13 protein-coding genes are annotated in these 15,151 nt (G+C 59.6%); 7 read left to right on the forward strand and 6 right to left on the reverse strand.

Features of this window, described 5'->3' with window-relative positions; genetic code table 11:
• Positions 1-107: 107 nt before the first annotated feature.
• From V6Z53_RS05395 to V6Z53_RS05425, 7 genes are all read left to right on the forward strand, one after another.
• The gene (locus tag V6Z53_RS05395) at positions 108-881 is read left to right on the forward strand and encodes a hypothetical protein (protein WP_338584495.1); all 774 of its coding nucleotides are present in this window, start codon (positions 108-110) and stop codon (positions 879-881) included.
• Between the two features lie 161 nt (positions 882-1,042).
• A complete protein-coding gene (gene cobG / locus V6Z53_RS05400) occupies positions 1,043-2,350 on the forward strand; it encodes a precorrin-3B synthase (protein WP_338584497.1) in 1,308 nt (435 codons plus the stop codon).
• A complete protein-coding gene (locus tag V6Z53_RS05405; protein ID WP_338584498.1) occupies positions 2,343-2,969 on the forward strand; it encodes a precorrin-8X methylmutase in 627 nt (208 codons plus the stop codon). Before cobG ends, V6Z53_RS05405 begins: the two co-directional genes overlap by 8 nt.
• Positions 2,969-3,700 carry a precorrin-2 C(20)-methyltransferase gene (locus tag V6Z53_RS05410; protein ID WP_338586452.1) on the forward strand — a complete coding sequence of 244 codons (732 nt, stop codon included), beginning with the start codon at positions 2,969-2,971 and terminating at the stop codon, positions 3,698-3,700. Before V6Z53_RS05405 ends, V6Z53_RS05410 begins: the two co-directional genes overlap by 1 nt.
• Positions 3,700-5,397 carry a precorrin-3B C(17)-methyltransferase gene (cobJ, locus tag V6Z53_RS05415; protein ID WP_338584499.1) on the forward strand — a complete coding sequence of 566 codons (1,698 nt, stop codon included), beginning with the start codon at positions 3,700-3,702 and terminating at the stop codon, positions 5,395-5,397. Before V6Z53_RS05410 ends, cobJ begins: the two co-directional genes overlap by 1 nt.
• Before the next feature lie 199 nt (positions 5,398-5,596).
• A complete protein-coding gene (locus V6Z53_RS05420; protein ID WP_338584500.1) occupies positions 5,597-6,367 on the forward strand; it encodes a hypothetical protein in 771 nt (256 codons plus the stop codon).
• Between the two features lie 60 nt (positions 6,368-6,427).
• Positions 6,428-7,186: a hypothetical protein gene (locus tag V6Z53_RS05425; RefSeq protein ID WP_338584501.1), complete on the forward strand. Its 759-nt coding sequence runs from the start codon at positions 6,428-6,430 to the stop codon at positions 7,184-7,186.
• On the opposite strand, the gene V6Z53_RS05430 is transcribed toward V6Z53_RS05425, so the two are convergent.
• The 6 genes from V6Z53_RS05430 to dusB form a co-directional block, all read right to left on the reverse strand.
• Positions 7,155-7,751 (reverse strand): MarC family protein, encoded by a 597-nt coding sequence (locus V6Z53_RS05430; protein ID WP_338584502.1) that lies wholly within the window; start codon positions 7,749-7,751, stop codon positions 7,155-7,157. The genes V6Z53_RS05425 and V6Z53_RS05430 overlap by 32 nt on opposite strands.
• 62 nt (positions 7,752-7,813) lie before the next feature.
• A complete protein-coding gene (locus V6Z53_RS05435) occupies positions 7,814-10,591 on the reverse strand; it encodes a response regulator (protein ID WP_338584503.1) in 2,778 nt (925 codons plus the stop codon).
• A 98-nt stretch (positions 10,592-10,689) separates the two neighbouring features.
• Complete coding sequence (gene purD, locus V6Z53_RS05440) at positions 10,690-11,985, reverse strand: phosphoribosylamine--glycine ligase (RefSeq protein ID WP_338584504.1); 1,296 nt, start codon at positions 11,983-11,985, stop codon at positions 10,690-10,692.
• A gap of 107 nt (positions 11,986-12,092) precedes the next feature.
• A complete protein-coding gene (gene purH, locus V6Z53_RS05445; protein ID WP_338584505.1) occupies positions 12,093-13,700 on the reverse strand; it encodes a bifunctional phosphoribosylaminoimidazolecarboxamide formyltransferase/IMP cyclohydrolase in 1,608 nt (535 codons plus the stop codon).
• An 82-nt stretch (positions 13,701-13,782) separates the two neighbouring features.
• Entirely contained in the window at positions 13,783-14,103 is a 321-nt protein-coding gene (fis, locus tag V6Z53_RS05450) for a DNA-binding transcriptional regulator Fis (RefSeq protein ID WP_015093301.1), read from the reverse strand.
• On the reverse strand, positions 14,100-15,110 hold the full coding sequence (gene dusB, locus V6Z53_RS05455; RefSeq protein WP_338584506.1) for a tRNA dihydrouridine synthase DusB: 1,011 nt from the start codon (positions 15,108-15,110) through the stop codon (positions 14,100-14,102). Before dusB ends, fis begins: the two co-directional genes overlap by 4 nt.
• Between the last annotated feature and the right edge of the window lie 41 nt (positions 15,111-15,151).

The following is a 15,151-nucleotide window of genomic DNA, read 5'->3' on the forward strand; positions in this document are numbered from 1 at the left end:
AATATCCTGTGTTACTCCACAGATTGTTGGAGGCCTCCGCATCTGGTTAGTTGTCGTCGTTGGTTGACGTAGAGATCAACCCATCAAACATACAAAAAGGATTTTTTATGTTCGACACACCTATCGAGTTTCCATCGCTGGAACAGCGCCTGGCCTTTCTTGGATTGACCGATGCGGTATCCGCCGCTCATGCCCCGCAGGTCACCGCACGTTCGCAGGCATTTGCGCTGCCGGGCAGCGATCCTGCACCTGCTCGGGCAGCCATTGCCGGCAGCACCATCGTTTCCGCGACCGAGGGAGTATCCGAAAGCGATGAACAGGATGTGCTGGACTGCGCGCTGTATCTGGAGCAGTACACAGACACTCGCTACAACCGCGAAACCGAGTGGTACCAGTGGTTGCAGCACTACACGCTGGGGCTCTGGCACCATGGCTGGATTCATCAGCGTCCGGTCATGCTCGACACGCGGGAGCTGGTGCTGAATGAACCGATTTCCAGTGCGATCCTGGAGACACTCAAGCCAAACGTCAGTGGCAGCATGTACAGCGCCGCGATGCACGCGTTCGAGGCGTTGAAAGACAATCTCCGGGCATCGATGCTGCTGGCGCAAAAAAGCGGGAGCGAGCGCGGCAGGCAATTTCAGATGATGCCTTGCGGCTACGATGCCAAGGGGCGGCTGACTGTCATGCTGATTCATTGCTGGTATTTCGCCGCCGTCGACCCGGACGAGTTTCTGTTCTGGAAGTGGGAGGATTACCACCTCACGCTGATTCAGCATTACGGGACGTTCACGCTGGACAGAAAACGTTTCGACCAAGTGGCACCCGCCATGCGCGAAAAAATTACCCAGCGCAGCCGCGAGTATCTGATGCGGATGTGAAGGGAGGGCGTTCGTTCGAACTTGCCGGGCTGCGTGGCGGTTAACCTTCCCGTCGTCCGACAAGCTTTTCATACCCCGTTGCAAAGCAGGCATAATACCGCCCGCTTCGCCCGCGAAGTGCTTCGCCACCTGAACGGGTCATCCCCTTGAACGAACGCCCTGTGTCCACCGCCTTACGCCCCTCGGCCTGTCCGGGGTTGCTGCGTATTGTCCCGGCGCTGGATGGCGGAATCTGCCGGATCAAACTCGGCGGCGGTTCGATCAGCAGCTTTCAGGCCGAGGCAGTGGCAAGTGCGGCAGAACGTTTTGCCAGTGGCGCGATCGAGGCGACCAACCGCGCCAATCTGCAAATACGCGGGATTGGCCGCGAGCAAACGGCATTGATCGAGCGCCTGCTGGCCGCCGGTCTGGGGCCGCAAAACGCGGCGGGCGATGACGTGCGCAATTTGATGCTCAGCCCGAGTGCCGGGATCGATCGCAAGATGCTGCTCGACACACGTCCATTGGCCGAGCGGATCCTCGCCACGCTGCAAAATCACGAACCCTTCCACGACCTCAGCGCCAAGTTTGCCGTGCAACTCGATGGCGGCGAGGCCTTGGCGATGCTCGAACATCCCCACGACCTGTGGCTCTCGGCCTTTGGGCGAGACGACGAGGTGCGGTGGGCGTTCGGTCTGGCGGGTTGCCCAACGGACACGCCCGCAGGTTCGGTGGCACTCGACGATGGCCACAACCTCGTGGTTGCGGTGCTTGAGTTGTTTCTGGAACTGGCGCGACCCGAGCAAACGCGGATGCGTCATTTGTTGGCCGAGCACTCGATCGAAAATGTCCTGACTCGACTGGCCGGACGCGTATCTATCCAGGCCATGACCGATTGGCGACGCACTGCGGATTCAAGTGTTCTGCACATCGGCGCTCATCCACAGGCGCTGGCAGATCTTGTCTACGTCGGCGCAGTACCGCCGCTGGGACGGCTTGATCCTGCAATGCTGCGGGGCGCGGCACAACTGGCGAGCGAGTTCGGCGACGGCAGTCTGCGGTTTACCCCGTGGCAGAGTGTGCTGCTGCCCAATATTCGCAGCGAACACGCCATTGATGTCATTCAACGCCTGGAACATTTGGACCTGTTGTGCGACCCCGAGCAATCCTTGACACGAATGATCGCCTGCACCGGTTCAAGCGGCTGTGGCAAAGGTCTGGCTGAAACCAAGGGCGATGCCCTGCAACTGGCCACTCTGCTGCAACGTCACGGGCTCGCACTGAATGTGCACCTGAGCGGTTGCTCGCGTTCCTGTGCCGCCGCGCACATTTCGCCGGTCACATTGCTGGCCGTCGCCCCCGGCCACTACGATCTCTATTTTCGCGATGCAGCGCAGCCCGGTTTCGGCGCCCTGCACGCACGCAACCTTACTATTGAAGCGGTCGCGACTGTGCTCGACGCCCGCTCACGGAGCCCCCTTGATGCTTGATTACATCCGCGACGGTCAGGAGATCTATCGCAACTCCTTCGCGATCATTCGCGCCGAGGCCAACCTCGCGCGAATCCCGGCCGATCTGGAAAAACTCGCGGTGCGGGTGATTCACGCCTGCGGCATGGTCGATGCCATCGACGGTTTGCAGTTTTCCGAAGGTGCGGGCAAGGCAGGGCGTGACGCACTGGCTGCTGGCGCACCGATCCTGTGTGATGCACGGATGGTCTCCGAAGGCGTGACCCGCGCGCGGTTGCCGGCGAACAATCAAGTGATCTGCACGCTGCGCGACGAGAGCGTTCCGGACCTCGCTCGTGAGTTGGGCAACACCCGTTCTGCCGCTGCGCTGGAGCTATGGCGTCCTCATTTGGAGGGCAGTGTGGTGGTGATCGGCAACGCGCCGACCGCACTGTTTTACCTGTTGGAAATGCTCGACGCCGGCGCCCCGAAACCGGCGTTGATCCTCGGCTTCCCGGTGGGCTTTGTCGGCGCCGCCGAATCGAAGGCAGCGTTGGCGGCGGACAGCCGTGGCGTGCCTTTTGTCATCATGCAAGGTCGCCTGGGCGGTAGCGCCATGGCCGCCGCCGCCGTCAATGCCCTCGCCACGGAGATCGAATGATGCAGCAACCTGGACGTTTGATCGGCCTTGGCGTCGGCCCTGGTGATCCGGAACTGATTACCGTGAAAGCCCTGCGCCTGCTGCGCGAATCGCCGGTGGTGGCGTACTTCGTCGCCAAGGGTAAAAAGGGCAATGCGTTCGGCATCATCGAGGCGCATCTGCAGGAAGCGCAGAACCTGTTGCCGCTGGTCTACCCGGTGACCACCGAGGCGTTGCCGGCGCCGTTGTCCTACGAACAAGTGATCAGCGATTTTTACGATGACGCCGCCGAAGAACTGGCGACGCACCTCGATGCTGGTCGCGACGTGGCGGTGATTTGCGAAGGCGATCCGTTCTTCTACGGCTCCTACATGTACCTGCACGACCGGCTCGCCGAGCGTTATCAGGCCGAAGTCGTGCCGGGCGTGTGCTCGATGCTTGGCGGTGCCTCGGTACTCGGCGCGCCGCTGGTGTATCGCAATCAGAGTCTTTCGGTGTTGTCCGGCGTGCTGCCCCACGACGAACTCAAGCGTCGCCTGGCCGACGCCGACGCGGCCGTGATCATGAAGCTGGGGCGCAACTTTCCCAAGGTTCGCCAGGTGCTGGAAGAACTCGGTCTCGCTGGGCGCGCGTTGTACGTCGAGCGCGCGACCATGGCCAATCAGAAAATCGTGCCGCTGGATCAGGTCGAGCCAATGTCCTCGCCGTATTTCTCGCTGATCATCGTTCCCGGCGAAAGGTGGCAAGGCTGATGACCCGACTCGTTCCGGCGATTGTCATTCTCGGCAATGGCAGCCTCGCCACTGCGCGTACGCTCCAACAGTTTTACCCCGGCGCTCTGATCCATGGGTTGGCCGAACGGGTCGATAGCGCGGACCGTGTCTATCACGAGTTCGGCGCGACCCTGCGAGAACTGTATCAACAGAACACGCCGATCATCGCGTTGTGCGCGGCCGGGATAGTGATCCGCACATTGGCGCCGTTGCTGCTCGAAAAGGGCGCCGAGCCACCGGTGCTGGCCGTGGCTGAAGACGGCAGCGCGGTGGTGCCGTTGCTCGGTGGTCTGGGCGGCGTGAATGTGATGGCGCGGGAAATTGCCGCCCATCTCGACGTCGCACCGGCCATCACCACCAGCGGTGAACTGCGTTTCGGCACTTGCCTGCTCAACCCGCCCAGCGGCTATACCTTGGGTGATCTGGAACTGGGCAAGCGTTTCGTTTCTGATCTGCTCGCCGGCGAAACCGTGCGCATCGAAGGTTCGGCACCGTGGCTGGCGCAAGCGCAGTTGCCTGAGGATGCGCAGGCGCGGCTGGCGGTGCGTGTCAGTCATGCCGAGCGCCTGCCAGCGGCCAACGAATTGCTGATCTATCCGCGCAGTGTGTTGGTCGCGGTCCGTGCCGGCGTTGCGGATTTGCCGAACGTGATTCGTAAGGCCTTGCATCAGGCTGCAATTGCCGTGCAGTCGGTGGCCTGTATGTTGGCCGCCGAAACCGAAATGGCCAGCCCGGCGCTGCGTGAAGCGGCACTCGAACTGGGTGTGCCTTTGCGCTTTTCCAGTGCCGTGGGTGGAGCCGTTGAACTGGCACGTCAGGCGATGGAGCCGGGAGCTTCCATCGTTGGTGATGATGCCGTCGCCATTGCCGTGGCCGCGCAGCCATTGGACCCGTTGCAGATCGGCCGTGCGCGCGGGCGCCTGGCGGTGATAGGCCTGGGGCCGGGTGCGGCTGAGTTGATGGTGCCTGCGGTGAAGGCCGAACTCGCTCGCGCCAATGACGTGCTGGGTTACGAAACTTATGTACGCATGGCCGGGCCATTCCGCACGGACCAGGTGCTCCATTGCACCGACAACCGCGAAGAGATGCAGCGTGCACGGCATGCATTCGAACTGGCGGCCCAAGGGCGATCAGTGGTGGTGGTGTCGTCGGGCGATCCGGGTGTTTTCGCCATGGCTGCCGCGGTGCTCGAAGCGCTTCACGAGTCCACCGACATCAATTGGCACAACGTCGATCTTGAGATCTTGCCGGGTGTGTCTGCCTCGCTGGCAACTGCGGCCCAGGCCGGCGCACCGTTGGGTCATGACTTTTGTGTGATGTCGCTGTCGGACAACCTCAAGCCTTGGTCGATCATCGAGAAACGGCTGGACCTGGCCGCCCAAGCAGATCTGGCCCTGGCGTTCTACAACCCGATCTCGCGTTCACGTCCATGGCAATTGGGGCAAGCACTGGAGATCGTCGCCCGGCATCGCGCGCCAGAGACACCGGTGGTTTTGGGGCGCGACATCGGGCGTCCGGGGCAGACGCTACGGGTGACGACCCTTGGGCAACTGACGCCAGATCAGGTTGATATGCGAACCATGGTGCTGATTGGTTCCTCAACCACTTGTGTCTTTCCGCGCCCGGAAGGTGGCGTGTGGGTATACACGCCTCGCTGGTATGGCAATAAACCGTAAGTTGCAGAAAGGGCCGGCGCAATGCCGGCCTTGTTTATTTTAAGTTATTTGTTCGTTGTTTAAATGCCGGCTTATTAGTCGGCATTTGTGCGTCACAATATCTTGTGGTTATTTCTGGTTTGACCAAATTTTTGTGGGTCGCTAAGTTTTGTCTGTCTGCAAGAGGCAGGCTCAATTAACTAATAAGGAAGTGAGTAATATGATTGCTAATGAAGTGATGGATGAGGCATTCGACTATTCCGCGCAACGGGAATATTTTGGACTGACTGAAACAGTACGGCCAATGACGCGTATGGCAAATATTAGTATGACCTCGGTGCAAAGTGACAACGAATCCTCCGCCGTATTGGGAACAACCGTTGCAGCTTATGATGAAGCACTGTCGGACGAAGATCGCGAGGCATTTGACGATACGATTCTTTTTGCGGAAATGCGTGCAGACACGTATTACAACCGCGAAACCCAGCGCCGCGAATGGTATGGCGAATATAGCAAAGCGCTGACCAATTGCGGTTGGCCGACCATGAGCGACCCTTATAAGGAATACATCAGTCGGGATTTGAACTTCACCATGGACGAGGCTGCACTGCAGATCATCGCGTTGGCCGCCGGTGCCGACAAACTGAAAGTCCTGCCACTGATCTCCGCAGCTTTTAACTCCCTGGAAAAGAACGATGGCGCACTAAAGCTGATAGAGCTGAAAAGTAAACAGAATAAGTCCGGCAACCTTCAGGTTGTTCCATGTGTATTACTGGGTGGGCGACCAACAATGATTGCGTGTGCTATGCAGATGGAGGCAAAGGAACTGATTACAAAAATCCTGTTTTTCAAATTTCGGGGTGAAGAGGTGAAAGTATATACCGCCGCTACGCGCCGTACATTGAATCGGCGTGCTTACAATGTCGTCAAGGATGTTGTTCAGGGCGCAGTCGATAAGGCTCGGCTCGATTACTTTAAAGTTCCGCTGTAATTATGATGAGAACTTCGATGCTTGAAGTTCTCTTTGCTTCTACAGTTTGCAAGGTGAAACATGGAAAGTAATCGTCAGGAATCGTTTGTCGATACTGGTTTGTTAAGCGTGTTGTCCAGTTCATTGGAAAGCCAAATGAAGTGCGACACATTGTATTCATTACTCGCCGCCCGGTTGATGGCGTCGAGTAAGTTTCCGAATGTCGAAGAGTTTTCGCAATGGCACAGCACGTTTGTCCAGGCGCTTGAACGGAGCGCTTGGACGCTCCGGGGAGAGCAAGTGTTGCGACCGACATTTGAAGGCCGGTCCAGCGTCACGCTCAGTGATGTGATCGTTCAGGCAATGGCAGGTCCGTCGCTTCACGAGCAGAGTGCCTTAGTACTTGAAGCAATGAATGCCTTCAGCAAAATCCCCACGTATTCACCATCAGCGGTGCGCTTTTGGGAGCGCTGTGTCAGTCAGCGCATGGTCAAGGTGCCGGGGAAGGAAGAGGAGCAACGCTTTACGGTGCATGTGCTGTTTGCGGTGAGCTCACGCAAAGCCTGTATGGATCTGTTCCAGCTTGAGTTCGAAACGTCGCAAACTGTGGAAGAGCCTTTTTTGCAGCTGGCTTTTTTGCCGCGCAGTTTTACTTCACCGGTATCGGTGAAACATCACAGGTTCGAAATGGCGGCGAGGGCGTTTGCCAGAAGCAGGGAGCAACTCATCGCCTTTGTACGGTGGCATCAGATGATAGCGGTCACGCCTGATATCGAACCCGGGCAGGATTACGTGACCTGTGGCGCGGTCATGGCACCAAATACCCTTTCACTCCGGTGAAAATAATCTGCGCTGCCAACGCACACACGAACAAGCCCATTAACCGGCTGACAATCTGCAACCCCTGATCACCGAGAATGCGCTCGATTCGGCTGGACAGGTACAGCACCACGCCGACAGTGAAGCTGGCCAGGGCAATACTGAGAATGGCCGTGAGCTTGTCGTCCCAGTGCGGCTGGCTCACGCCCATGACCAGCAAGGCACCGATGGTGCCGGGGCCGACCGTCAGCGGGATAGTCAGCGGAACGATGGTTACGTCCTGCTGCACGTTATCGGTCTGCACGGCCGACTTGCCCTGGGCCATGCCCAGCGCCGAGATGAAGAGTACGCTGCCGGCACCAATGCGGAACGCGTCCACGGTGATGCCGAAAACGTCGAAAATCACTCGGCCAAACAGATACAGCAATACGCTGGAGACCAGCGTGGCGGTCGCCACTTTCCAGGCCAGCCGACGTTGTTCCTTGCGTGAGTAACCGCGGGTAAGGCTGATGAAGCAGGACAACACGAAGAACGGGCTGTAGAGCACCAGCATCTTCAGGTAAACGCTGAACAACACATGGAGCATGGTGCAAGCTCACTGGCGAGGGAAGTCGAGGGGGAGTCTATCAGGCGATTGGGTCTGTCGGCTCAGGACGTTGGTGTCGCCGTGCGGTTCTGCAGATCGCGTTGGGCAACCCAGTGCTCGATCAACTCACGCAACTGCGAGAGTTCGACCGGTTTGGCCATGTGTCCATCCATGCCGGCCTGACGCGCTCGCTCTTTATGTTCGGCGAGGATATGAGCAGTCAATGCCACCACGGGAGTACGGGTCCGCTGGTTGCCGACTTCCCAGGCGCGCAATTGCTGGGTGGCCGAGAAGCCGTCGAGGATCGGCATTTCACAGTCCATCAGCACCAGGTCGTAGCGCTGGGCCTTCATTGCCTGCAAGGCTTCCTCGCCATTGCTGGCGGTATCCGGTTGCAGGTTGAGCTTGCCCAGCATGCCGCGGATAACCTTGGTCGAGATGCTGTTGTCTTCGGCCACCAGAATACGGAAGTCGCTGGGAACCTTGACCGGCAGGGTCGGGCCGGAAGAGGGTGGCTGCATGACGGCGAGGCCCTTGTTGCGCTGGGTAAGTTCGTCGGCCAGGGTCGTCTTGAGGGTGTAGCCAGCCACCGGTTTGGCGAGGATGCGTTTGATCCCCGAATTGCGCGCAATGATCTTGCTCGGCGCATTGCTGATGCCGGTGAGCATGATCAGCAGGATGTCGTGGTTCAGGCTCGGGTCTTCCTTGATCTTGGCCGCCAGTTGCATGCCGGTCATGCCGGGCATGTTCTGGTCCAGCAGGACCACGTCGAAATAATCACGCAAGTGCGCCTTGGTACGCAGCAGCGCCAGGGCTTCCTTGCCGGACGCAACGGCACTGACGTTCAAGCCCCAGGCGCTGCACTGCTGCACCAGGACCTTGCGACAGGTGTCGTTGTCATCCACCACCAGTACCCGCGCACCTTGCAGCGGGCCATCGAGGTCGGAGGTCGGATGTTCGAGACGATCCGGGTCCAGCGGCAAGGTCAGCCACAAGGTGCTGCCCTGGTTGCTGCCACTCTTGATGCCGAACTCGCCTTGCATCAAGCGAATCAGCTGACGGGCGATCACCAGCCCCAGATTTCCGCCCAGACGGTTGGCCGACAGGAAGTGCTTGCTGTGCAGTTCGGCGTGCATCAGGGCATCGCGCTCTTCGGCGTCCATCGGTTCGCCGCTGTCCTGCACGGCGATGCGCAGGCGCGGTTTGGCGCTGCGCTCATCGAGGGCGACGACGATCAGGATTTCGCCTTCATCGGTTTTCTTCAGGGCGTTTTCCAGCAGGCTCAACAGGGTCTGGCGCAAGCGGGTCGGATCACCGCTGATGACCCGCGGCACTTGCGGCTGGATGAAGCTGATCAGCTCGACGTTCTGCTGTTCGGCCTTGGCGCGGAAGATACTCAGGCAGTCCTCGATCAGTGCATTGAGATCGAACTGCACATCGTCGAGTTCGATCTGCCCGGATTCGAGTTTGGAGATGTCGAGAATTTCGTTGATCAGCGTCAGCAGCTCGTTGCCGGCGCTATGGATGGTCTGTACATAGTCACGCTGCTTGACCGAGAGTGGCGTACCCAGCAACAGCTCGGTCATGCCCAGCACGCCATTCATCGGCGTGCGGATCTCGTGGCTGATTTTCGCCAGGAACTCGGCCTTGGCATTGATCTCGGCGTTGCTGGCCGCCAGGTCGCGGCTGATGCTGAAACGATCTTCGGTGATGCGCCGCTGACGCTCGCTCAAGGCGATGCTCATCAGCAGACCACTGATGCAAATGAACGCCAGCAGGGTGGTGATCAGGCCGTGGGGTTCGATCAGGGTCAGCCCGAGCAGAGCGGGCAGGATGATCAGCGTGCCGAGGTTGAACACCACCATCGCCGCCACGAACAGCCGCGCCGGGCGATAGCCCTTCTGCCAGTGACAGGCGCTGACGAACAGCATGGTCAGGCCCGCAAGGGCGACCAGGCCGTAGGTGATGATGTTCAGCGGCAATGTGTTGACGAACAGCAGCAACAGGCCGCAGATCATGATGAACAGGATCTCGCCCAACATCAGCTTGTTCAGAGGGTGTGGGCCGAGTGGGGCGAAGAAACGATAGGCGAACATCAGGCCGGCAGGTGCCGTCAGTAACAAGGCGAGGTAGGCGCCGGGTGTTTGTACGGCTTGCCAGTTCGGCAGCCATGGCCCTGCCAGATTCAGCAACAGCACCACGCTGAGCATCAGCAAACCTTCGCAGATGGCGAGCCAGAGACTGCTGCGTGAACGGGTGTAGGCATAACGGATGAGGTTGTGCAGGATCAGCATGCCGATGCAGCCCAGCAGCAGGCCGTAGATCAACGTCTGGTTCTGGCTGGCCGCGGCCACCACCGCCGATTGCAGGGTGATGAAAGGTCGCAACTGGTGTTCGGAGACCAGTCGCAGGTAAACGTCGAGGGGTTTGTCGACTTGCGGCAACGGCAGCATGAAGTCGCTGCTGGGCAGTGGTCGGTCAGCCTGGGGCTGTTTGTGGCCGGTGCTCGATTGCTCGATCAGCTTGTCGCCGTCCAGCACGTACATATTGAGTTGCAGCAGGTCGGGTGCGAATACTCTCAGCAACTGCTCATGCTTGCCCGGTGCAAGACGAAAGCGCAGCCAGAGCGCGCCGTCGGGCTCGGCTGCCGTGATGCGTTCGAGATCGATAGGACTGAATTGGTTGGTATAGCGCGCGGAGCGGACATCGCTCAGCTGCAGGTCACCCTGTTCGTCGAGCAATACCGCTAGGCCACTGCCTTGTCCGGCCTGAGCCGGGAGCATGCAGAGCAGGGTCAGCAGAGTGACGGTGAAACCTATGGCAATCCTGAGCCAGCGCACGGCGAAATCCCTTCGTAGGTTAATGCCAGAATATAACTATGCGCGGCGCCGGAATAGTCAGGCAAGGGCCCGAAGCCCTCGCCCGGCTGAATGGAAGCTTATTCCTGATTTTCGCCACGCTCGCGGGCAATGGCACGGTAGCCAATGTCCTTGCGATAGAAACAGCCTTCCCAATCAATGCTGGCCGCCAGTTTGTAAGCCTGCTGCTGTGCAGCATCGACGCTGGCACCCATGGCAGTGGCGCAAAGCACACGACCACCGGCCGTAACAACCTGACCGTTTTCAAGAGCAGTACCGGCGTGGAAAACTTTGCCTTCCAGTGCCGCCGCTGCATCCAGGCCCTTGATGGCCGCGCCTTTGGCGTAGTCACCAGGATAGCCGCCCGCGGCCAGCACGATGCCGACGCTCGGACGTGGATCCCATTGTGCCTCGACCTTGTCCAGCGCCTGTGCCAGCGCAGCTTCTACCAGCAGCACCAGGCTCGACTGCAAACGCAGCATGACCGGTTGGGTTTCAGGGTCGCCGAAACGGCAGTTAAATTCGATAACTTTTGGGTTACCAGCCTTGTCGATCATCAGGCCCGCGTACAGGAAGCCAGTGTAGACGTTCCCTTCCTCGGCCATGCCGCGAACCGTCGGCCAGATCACCAAGTCCATGACGCGCTTGTGCACTTCGCTGGTAACAACTGGAGCAGGGGAGTAAGCACCCATGCCGCCGGTGTTCGGACCGGTGTCGCCGTCGCCGACGCGTTTGTGGTCCTGGCTGGTGGCCATCGGCAGCACGTTCTTGCCGTCGACCATGACAATGAAACTGGCTTCTTCGCCGTCCAGGAATTCTTCGATCACCACGCGCGAACCAGCATCGCCAAAGGCATTGCCCGCCAGCATGTCGCGCACGGCGTCTTCGGCTTCGGTCAGGGTCATGGCAACGATCACGCCTTTGCCGGCAGCCAGGCCATCGGCCTTGATCACGATCGGCGCACCTTTTTTACGCAGGTAAGCCAGGGCCGGCTCTATCTCGGTGAAGTTCTGGTAGTCGGCGGTCGGGATCTTGTGGCGAGCCAGGAAGTCCTTGGTGAAGGCTTTCGAACCTTCCAGCTGAGCGGCGCCAGCGGTCGGACCGAAGCAATCCAGGCCACGGGAGCGGAACAGGTCAACGACGCCAGCGACCAGTGGCACTTCCGGGCCAACGATGGTCAGGGAAACGTTTTTCTCGGCAAAGTCCGCCAGTTGCTCAAGGGCCAATACGTCGATGGCGACGTTCTCGCACTTGGCTTCGATCGCGGTACCGGCATTGCCCGGAGCGACGAAAACCTTCTGCACGCGCGGATCCTGAGCCACTTTCCAGGCCAGGGCGTGTTCACGGCCACCGCTGCCAATGATCAAAACATTCATTTCAAAAACCTCGGTTGTGGGAAGGCTTGCCCGCGATGGCGATCTTGAGGACGCCATCGCGGGCAAGCCTTGCTCCTACAGGTCTGCGCATTGCAGGCCTGATGATATTAGTGACGGAAGTGGCGCATGCCGGTGAAGACCATGGCGATGCCGGCTTCATCAGCTGCAGCAATCACTTCAGCATCACGCATCGAACCGCCTGGCTGGATCACCGCAGTGATACCGACCTTGGCCGCATTGTCCAGACCGTCGCGGAACGGGAAGAAAGCGTCGGACGCCATCACCGAACCGGCTACCTGCAAGCCGGCATGCTCTGCCTTGATTGCAGCAATACGCGCCGAGTTCACGCGGCTCATCTGGCCCGCGCCGACACCGATGGTCTGGCGGTTCTTGGCGTAGACGATGGCGTTGGACTTCACGTACTTGGCGACTTTCCAGGCGAAGATCAGGTCGTGGATTTCCTGTTCGGTCGGTGCGCGTTTGGTCACGACTTTCAGGTCATCGGCGCTGATCATGCCGATGTCGCGGCTCTGCACCAGCAGGCCACCGTTGACGCGCTTGTAGTCCCAGGCAGCGGCACGATCTGCCGACCACTCGCCGCAGGCCAGCAGGCGTACGTTGGCTTTGGCGGCGACGATGGCGCGGGCTTCTTCGCTGACCGAAGGAGCGATGATCACTTCGACGAACTGACGCTCGACGATGGCCTTGGCAGTCTCGGCGTCCAGCTCGCGGTTGAAGGCGATGATGCCGCCGAAAGCGGATTCGGTGTCGGTGGCGTAGGCCAGGTCGTAGGCCTTGCGGATACCGCCTTCAGCGTCCGGGCTGACGGCCACGCCGCACGGGTTGGCGTGCTTGACGATCACGCAGGCCGGCTTGACGAAGCTCTTCACGCATTCCAGCGCGGCATCGGTGTCGGCCACGTTGTTGTACGACAGTTCCTTGCCTTGCAGTTGGGTTGCGGTGGCGATGCCGACTTCGGCAGGCTTGGCTTCCACGTAGAACGCCGCGCTCTGGTGCGGGTTCTCGCCATAGCGCATTTCCTGGGCCTTGATGAACTGGCTGTTGAAGGTGCGCGGGAATTCGCTGCGGCCGGAGGTCGAGAGTGTCTCGGCAGCCTGGTTCACAGTGCCCATGTAGTTGGCGATCATGCCGTCGTAGGCGGCGGTGTGTTCGAACGCCTTGAGCATCAGGTCGAAACGCTGAGCGTAGGTCAGGCCACCGGCCTTGAGGTTTTCCAGGACGCTGGCGTAATCGCCGGCGTTAACCACGATGGCAACGTCTTTGTGGTTCTTGGCTGCGGAACGGACCATGGTCGGGCCGCCGATGTCGATGTTCTCGATCGCGGTCGGCAGGTCGCAGCCTGGCTTGTTGATGGTGGCTTCGAACGGGTACAGGTTGACCGCTACCAGATCGATCGGCTTGATGCCGTGCTCGTTCATGATGGCGTCGTCGATACCGCGACGACCGAGGATCCCGCCGTGGATTTTCGGATGCAGGGTTTTCACCCGGCCGTCCATCATTTCGGCAAAACCGGTGTAATCAGCGACTTCCACTGCGGCAACGCCGTTGTCCTGCAGCAGCTTGAACGTTCCGCCGGTGGAGAGGATCTCGACGCCCAGAGCTTCAAGCTCTTTGGCGAATTCGAGGATCCCGGTCTTGTCGGAAACGCTGATCAAGGCGCGGCGGATCGGCAGGCGGGTAGTCTGGTCGGTCATCTCAATTTCCATCAAAAGCAAAGGAAGTCAGCAAAAAAGGCGACCGGTTTTACGCGGGCGCCTTTCTGGTTTTATTGAATGCTTACAGCAAATCGTACTGCTTGAGTTTCTTGCGCAGTGTGCCTCGGTTGAGTCCGAGCATCTCGCTGGCCTTGGTCTGGTTGCCCTTGACGTAGTTCATCACGCATTCGAGCAGGGGAGCCTCGACTTCGGAGAGCACCAGGTTGTACACATCCGTGACGGCAGCGCCCTCAAGGTGGGCGAAATAATTGTGCAGCGCTTTCTCGACACTCCCGCGAAGGGTCTGACCTTCTTCGCTTGGGGTATTGAGGTGCTGTTTCAAATTCACGTTGTCGCTCACGGGTGTTGTTCCACTCACTAAAGTCTCGGTCATCATCGTCATGCGGCCACCCACTCTCCGTCCCCTGTCAGGCTCTTGTAACGCTCGGCGAAGAACTCCCGAACGTTGGCGCATTGTGTTTCCGTACCATCCAAACGATTGAAGTGGGCGCGAAACTCCCTGGCGCCCGGCAGGGTTGCGAGATACCAGCCCACATGCTTTCGAGCAATGCGTACGCCCATCACGTCTCCATAGAAGGCGTGCAGCGCAGCCAGATGCTCTAGCAGGATGCGTTCCACCTCGACCAGTTCCAGTGCCGGGAGCTTCTCGCCGGTACGCAGGAAATGGTCGATCTCGCGAAAAATCCATGGCCGCCCTTGGGCAGCCCGGCCAATCAACAGGCCATCGGCACCGGTCGCGTCGAGCACGTAGCGGGCCTTTTCCGGCGAATCGATATCGCCGTTGGCGAAAACCGGCATCGACACCGCCTGCTTGATCGCGGCAATGGTGTCGTACTCGGCTTCACCGGTGTACAGATCGGCACGGGTGCGGCCATGGACCGCCAGCGCCGTAATGCCTGCCTGCTCGGCGATCTTCGCCACCGTCAGGCCGTTCTTGTTGTCCCGGTCCCAACCGGTACGGATCTTCAAGGTGACCGGCACATCGACCGCCGCCACGACGGCCTGCAGGATCTCGGTTACCAGTGCTTCATCTTTCAAAAGTGCGGAGCCGGCGGCCTTGTTGCAGACCTTCTTCGCCGGACAACCCATATTGATATCAATAATCTGTGCGCCCAGTTCGACGTTGGCCCGGGCCGCATCCGCCAGCATCTGCGCATCGCCACCGGCGATCTGTACCGAGCGTGGCTCGGGATCACCTTCGTGGATCATGCGCATCCGCGACTTGCGGGTGTTCCATAAACTCATGTCGCTGGTGACCATTTCCGAGACTACTAGTCCCGCGCCCAATCGCTTGCACAACTGACGAAAGGGTTGGTCGGTGACGCCCGCCATGGGGGCGAGAATCAAGCCGTTGTGTAATGTATATGGACCGATGCGTACCGCCGACATAGGACTTCCCTGTTGTGGGGCCGGATCATGAGAGTTCGAAA

This window comes from Pseudomonas sp. MAG733B (assembly GCF_036884845.1).
Lineage (GTDB): Bacteria > Pseudomonadota > Gammaproteobacteria > Pseudomonadales > Pseudomonadaceae > Aquipseudomonas.